We start from the raw sequence: 6,404 nt of genomic DNA on the forward strand, positions 1-6,404 counted from the left end.
GCATAACTAAGTATTTATCCCAACCCATGCCGCCTTAACTGATGGGAATAGATTTGAGGCATGGCTTCATTTTGGATACAAACCGAAGGGGCATTAAAGTAAGAATAATCAAGACATGATATCGAGGTGGGTTAGAATAATGACATTAACGTCCTGCGGGGCTAGTGTGCTTGTTAATCGCTACGGGAGCCGTTTTTGCTGCCGTTACCGATGGTTTGGCAACGTAAAAGCCCCAGGTTGTGTTATAGATGTTGCCTCGTTTGCCCCTGCCCTCTATTGAAAGAAAGTGGAAGCCCGGCTTGACGGCGGGATGGCTGCTTATTGCCGCGCTTAAGTGATCTTCTGCGACCGTATACGTTGTCGCTGCCCCCCTGTAATCAATCGCAAAATGAATTGTTCTTGTATCAACATCGTTGAGGCCGCTCAGACGCGCCGAGATTATGGGTGCCGTTGTTGCTAGATATGCTCCGTCTTCAGGCGAACACTTTAATACATGAAACGGCGTAACATTAAGCTTACGCGCAAGCATATCGGGCGAGCTGTATTTCGTTACTATGATGCGCTTTAGAAGAAGCTTTGATTGCCCACCTTGATAATTGACGCCCCCGTTCACAGTAAATGCCAGTTTATATCCCGCATCGGCAGCGGCTTTAACTGCCACGCTGTCATAGAGCCCATACGGATAGGCCAGGCAATATATCTCTTGTTTAAGCGTTTGCTCAAGCCAGAGTTTTGATCGCTTTAGCTGTATGTTCATGCGATTCACATATGCCGCATACGTCTCGCTCGCTCTTTTTATGAGTGAAGGATGCGACCATGTGTGCGACGCTATATCATACCCCAGCGATTTGAGGCGCAGAAGATCGGCTCGCGTCATGAAGTCGCTGCCGTTCCACGTTATCGCCTCGTCGTAGACAAAGAACGTTGCCCCGAACTTGTATTTGTTGAGAATCGGGACGGCAAACACGCTTTGGTCTTTCCATCCGTCATCAAATGTGAGCAGGATCGGTTTTTGCGGCAACGCTTTACCGTGCTCCAGATTATCTTTGAGCATTTTCAGGCTTATGCCTTGATAGCCGCTTGCCCTAAGAAACTTCAAATGCTGTTCCAAAAGAGCCGGTGGCACGGCGAGCTTATTCTTTGGATCGTTTACGATATGGTGGTAGCAAAGAACAGGTATAATCTGCGGTTGGCCGCTATTTGCAGACGAGCCAGTTTTTGCGGTCTTTTTGGGCGGAGCCGAAGCTTTATTGTTAAGGTTTCCTGTTTGTTGCTTTGAAGCAGCGCCCGTGCCCGCCTTTTGAAGCGCCGGTCTACGATCTGTGTATGTTACCAGGACCACAATGGCGGATAGCATGGTCAAGACCAACACAAGTATTACTGCTGGATACAACCCCGGATATGCACGCCACTGTCCTTTTTTCTGCATGTCTTTCATGTGTCAGTTAAATCCACCTAAAACAGCTCGTATCTATGAGCTTGCTTGAATAAGGAGCCTTGAAGCTACAGGCATACGCCGTGCTTTCTTCATATCGCTATTATATATGGCGGTCCAGCGGATTTGTATACTGCCCGCGAAACCAATAAAGCAATCATATAGCATTCAGTACCTTGAGCACTGCTTTTTAGAAACGACCGGTTTTTGCAAAATATCTTAAGTACTGTTACCGGCAACTTTTTGGTCCTCGAGCGCACCGGTTCCAATCATGTGCCCGTCTTGCTGCCGGTTGTAACAGCGCTCTTTACGCCCTACCAGTCGGAAGGCTCTAGTCTTTAACTCAATGTTATGGTAATATATTGTATAATATAATCTTATCATGCTATCGTGTGCGCTTACGTTCAGGAGGTATCACCATGCAAAATGAAAAACCAAGCACAATACTGCTGCTAACAGGCGAGACAATGGGCAGAGGCGACGATGAACTCGGTTTTATGCTGCTCGGCAATTTTCTCCATTTACTTGCTGAAAACGGTAATGTACCGCAAAATATATTCCTTTTAAACGCGGGTGTGAAACTTGCTGTCGATGGCGAACCGACAGTCGGTCTCCTTAAGCGCCTTGAGGAGCTAGGCAGTAAAATATTATCGTGCAAAACGTGCGTCGATTTTTTTGAGATCGAGGACAAACTTGCAGTCGGCGAGATTACAACCGCAAAAGTAGTGGTAGAGAGCGTCGTAACCAGTGATAAAGTAATTACGATGTAAAGCCCTGGCTTCGAAACAGTCTTATGCTATATAGGTAACGTGGTGTGCTTTAACCGCTTTACGAAGTACATATCGGCTGGAACGAATTCATAATTATCGAGCTCATCGAGGGCAACCCATGCATACGCATCATGTACGACCGGCGTGATGCCGAACCCATCGCATGTTGCCCAATATGCGATAAGCCGGATCGATCCGTGCTCGTTGTTATGAAATATTTCCCCGAAAAGGTCTCCAACCGTTATATCGATCTGCAGCTCTTCCCTGATCTCGCGTTTTAGGCAGACCTCAGGTGATTCCCCCGGCTCTACTTTCCCACCCGGAAATTCCCACATATTAGCAAGCCTATCATGAGCGTTTCGTTTAGCTATAAGTATTTTACCGTCTCTTACAAGCAATGCGGCAATTACCCTGCGAAGCACATTAACCCCCGAGCAGTAGCTCTTCCTGCTCCTCGCCGAATACGTGAAGCCCTTCCTTGAAAACACCGGCGGCGATTTCAAGGTTTTCACCCAACGCCAGAATCCCGATAGTGTTTATACCGAATTCCGGTGACGGAGGCAATATGATAACAATACCGGAACCGTCACCGTGCTGCCCCCACAGCAAACCCTTTGCATGCAGTGCTTCGTAGGCGTTATCAAACGTATGAAATCCATTAAGGTTGACCTTATCTTGCGAGAATATTGAAAGACGCGGCTTTTTTACCGGGGGTTGGTCGCAACCGTGTCTTGACAGGCAATTCTCGATTTTTATCGGGGGCACAACCGCCGTTGTTCTGCCGTTCATTTCTGCAATGAAGCATTCACCGCTTACCGTAACCATCCAATCGATATTACCATACCCGCGAAAACCTTTTTCCCGCCATGGCTCAACGATACGCAGCACGGCGGTTTCCACGCCGGTAAAATGCCGTTCGATCTTGGGATCGGCAATCGGATATGTGAAGCCGTGGAAGCTGCGCCCGGCGCTTAATATCTGATTGCTATGGCTGATAATCAACGTTTCAGTATCATTTGCAAAGAACAGCGTTCCCGGTGAGGCATAGAGATCGAGAAGCTCAGCAACAACGTATTCATCCCAAAAGCTTGTGCGAACAAACCGGTCTAAGACGTGGACAAATTCGCGCAGGTCAAGCAAGCGCGATTCAAGTTCCCTGATTCGGTATTTCGCATTGTGTTTCTCGACTGTAATATTGCCAAAGCCGCCGGCACTGCGGGCTTGCCTGATAAACAATGGCCTCTCACCGGCAAGTAATAGGTCGACTACATCACTCACGATCTGATCGCTGGTCATGATCCAGTGACGCGGGAGGGGTAAGCCCAATGCCTCACACTCGCGGTACAGGTTTGCCTTATCGTTCATTGCATCGACAACCCGGTCTACTACGACCGTTTTCCACCGCTCTTCAGGGATACGTATCCCTGCTCTGTAGGCCGCCGCAAATGCAGATCTAGACTGTACGTAGAGATTAAGGTCGGGGTCTCGCCGTAGTGTTTCTTCCCAACCGGGATTGTTAACGAGAGCCTCAAAGACAACGTGAGAGTTCAGGTAGCGCTGAGGGTCGCGACTAAGCCGGTAGCGTAAAACGAGCACGTCTTTAACGTTAAGCACGTTAAACATATAATCGATAAACGCTTGGGGGCAATCATCCGATACGACGATAATGTCGCCGGAGACTGCGGAGCCTGCGACGCGGTTCTGAATCTGAATGCATTTAAGTTTCAGATATCCGTTCACTCCGCCTCCAAGCGGATTTAGAACGTCGAATACATTTTGTATATGGAGCTCGTGCTTATTCACTCAACACCTCTTACTTAATGCTTAGATGCTATGCAACGTATCCAATAACCTTGTACCCAAAAAAAGATAAGATGCTTCGAGGTTCCGAAGCATCTTGTTATATGCTATTACGCTATACCAACGCACACCCTAGGGCACTTACTTCTCGCGCTGTCTTCGACGCGTATTCACGAGTAAGTTATATATCAACAAGATAAGCGCCACTACCAGAAGCAGGTTAATAAGGCCGCCGGCGATTTTGAGGGCGAAGCCTACCACCCAGAAGATAACGAGAATCGCTATAAGAAACCAGATAAATGATGCCACACCGCTCAACCTCCTTAAAGCTAAAGATACCCATAAGCGGGCATTCTAATCGGGGTTAAAACAGTGTTGAGGATAATTAGCAGTCTATATGCATATGCCGATCGGGCGGTGGTCTTTATGACGGTGGATGTGGGGACTTGTATCGTCGTAACCCTGGACATGGTTACGTCCATTATCCTTTGCCTCGTAAAGAGCGATATCCGCAGCGTTTATGAGGCTTTCCTTGGCAATCGAATCGAACGGATACGTAGCGACACCAATCGATATTGTCAGGCGTCCGGAAGGTTGGTGATCCTCGCCGGTAAAGATCGCGTGTTCAACGTCATACCTGATGCGCTCGGCAACTGCAAGAGCACTCGCTTTATCAGTGCTTGGCAGCAGTACGCAGAGCTCTTCGCCGCCATAGCGGTATACTGAATCACAATCGCGAAGCGCGTTCCTAATTATGGAGGAAACAGAAACGAGTGCTTCGTCGCCAAGCTGATGCCCGTTATGGTCATTATATTCTTTAAAGTGATCGATATCTATCATCGCAAACGATAGTATATCGCGATATCGTTTTGCCCTAGTAAATGCACTGACCAAATCCTGGTGAAGTTTCCGGCAATTCCAAAGCCCGGTTAGCGGATCGGTTAGGCTGAGTTCTTCGGTTTTCTTATGCAGTGTATCGACGTCTCGTCCTATCCAGAGCCAACCGAACACTGCAACCAGCAATAACGGCAGAAATACAAGGAAGTTATGGGCGATCTCGTTAGTGGCTTGATTGCGAATATACGTTTTATCGATCCCCGCTCTTGCGTACCAGTTCACCAGCGATGCTTGGGTAAAACCAAACATCCTAAGCGTACCTTCGCCTGATTTTGCCTCATAGAAACCACTTTTTTTGTTTACCATCTTCCTAAAGCGGTCGGAATTTGCTATGTTATGCCCGACCCACTGCTCAGGGTTTTTGCTTCGAGCGATGTAGACACCCTTATCGTCCACAATGCTAAGAATTGTTGATTTATTTGTACCTGTGCGCATAAGTTTGTTCTGGATTTTCGTAAGGTCGAATGCCGCTGCTACAAACCCTATTCGCTTGCCCGACATATCGAATACGGGATATGTCACGTGCACGACCGGCATTTTTGTAAGTTTGCTGTACATAAAGTCACCGACGGCAACACCGTTTGACACGATTCCTCGGCGGTAGCACGCCGTGTCTTTTACACTAATCGAGGCCAGCTTACGAGCATCTTCGCTGTTTGCCATAGCTGCCGACATGACGGCCACTTTAGCGTCGCCTTTCAAATCAACGAAAGCGATGAGGTGATAGAATGGGTATTTCGGGACCACGCCTTCAAGGTAAGCTTTAACCGCAGGATAGTTTTGCATGCGGACATCTTTGTTCGCAGCAATAGGAATAAGGGCTTCACCGGTTGCATTTATATAATCATCGAGGTCATGGGCAACATTATTGGCGAGTGCTAAAGTCTCAAGCTGATACTGTTGCTCAAGATTATCTTTAATGTCGATTGCCTTAAACACAGAGAACGTTATGAACGGCAGGATCATCACAACAAGTAAAATAACCAGTCGTTTTCTTAGTGAAATATATTGCATTGAATTATATATCTGCTTTGCTACCACTGTGCCTCCTACCTAAATTCACTGCTATTAAACCAATTATCGGCAGAAAAGACCGCTACATTAGTGTATTTATGTGGCAATATAATAAAAAGCAAATAAAACCCCTCAAGAATAAGGGGGGGGTGTAAAAATCTTGCTTAGTGAGCTGGCGTTCACTTACATTTTTGAAAATTCATCTTTGCCGACGCCGCACTCCGGGCATACCCAATCATCCGGCAAATCATCAAATGATGTTCCAGGTGGAATATCCTGGGTCGAGTCTCCTTCTGCCGGGTCATAGATATAACCGCACACATCACACACATATTTATCCATAATAACCTCCTATGAAAGAAATCTACTCCAACTTACATTTTTATGTCGATCTCAGCACAAAGTTGCTGAAATCCTCAAAGACCCACTTGTTCTTCAGGGTCTGGTAGATGATGCCAAGCAACTTTTTTGCTGTAGCAATAATGGCC

At 47.1% G+C, this 6,404-nt stretch carries 7 protein-coding genes; 1 reads left to right on the forward strand and 6 read right to left on the reverse strand.

The features are described from left to right. Window positions 1-145: 145 nt before the first annotated feature. Window positions 146-1,438, reverse strand: a complete 1,293-nt coding sequence (locus VGK02_04380) for a polysaccharide deacetylase family protein (protein ID HEY3374284.1) — start codon at window positions 1,436-1,438, stop codon at window positions 146-148. 416 nt (window positions 1,439-1,854) lie between these two features. On the opposite strand from VGK02_04380, the gene yedF reads away from it, so the two are divergent. Beyond that, complete coding sequence (gene yedF / locus VGK02_04385; GenBank protein HEY3374285.1) at window positions 1,855-2,205, forward strand: sulfurtransferase-like selenium metabolism protein YedF; 351 nt, start codon at window positions 1,855-1,857, stop codon at window positions 2,203-2,205. 26 nt (window positions 2,206-2,231) lie between these two features. Here the strand turns inward: yedF and VGK02_04390 are convergent, their stop codons facing one another. From VGK02_04390 to VGK02_04410, 5 genes are all read right to left on the reverse strand, one after another. Further along, the gene (locus VGK02_04390) at window positions 2,232-2,627 is read right to left on the reverse strand and encodes a (deoxy)nucleoside triphosphate pyrophosphohydrolase (protein ID HEY3374286.1); all 396 of its coding nucleotides are present in this window, start codon (window positions 2,625-2,627) and stop codon (window positions 2,232-2,234) included. A 1-nt stretch (window position 2,628) separates the two neighbouring features. Beyond that, window positions 2,629-4,008: a hypothetical protein gene (locus VGK02_04395; protein ID HEY3374287.1), complete on the reverse strand. Its 1,380-nt coding sequence runs from the start codon at window positions 4,006-4,008 to the stop codon at window positions 2,629-2,631. A gap of 138 nt (window positions 4,009-4,146) precedes the next feature. Continuing rightward, on the reverse strand, window positions 4,147-4,314 hold the full coding sequence (locus VGK02_04400; GenBank protein ID HEY3374288.1) for a lmo0937 family membrane protein: 168 nt from the start codon (window positions 4,312-4,314) through the stop codon (window positions 4,147-4,149). 84 nt (window positions 4,315-4,398) lie between these two features. Continuing rightward, a complete protein-coding gene (locus VGK02_04405) occupies window positions 4,399-5,943 on the reverse strand; it encodes a sensor domain-containing diguanylate cyclase (GenBank protein HEY3374289.1) in 1,545 nt (514 codons plus the stop codon). Window positions 5,944-6,099: 156 nt separating this feature from the next. Continuing rightward, window positions 6,100-6,258 carry a rubredoxin gene (locus tag VGK02_04410; protein HEY3374290.1) on the reverse strand — a complete coding sequence of 53 codons (159 nt, stop codon included), beginning with the start codon at window positions 6,256-6,258 and terminating at the stop codon, window positions 6,100-6,102. Window positions 6,259-6,404 lie beyond the last annotated feature (146 nt).

It is taken from the genome of Candidatus Aquicultor sp., assembly GCA_036504445.1.
Lineage (GTDB): Bacteria > Actinomycetota > Aquicultoria > Aquicultorales > Aquicultoraceae > DASXVE01.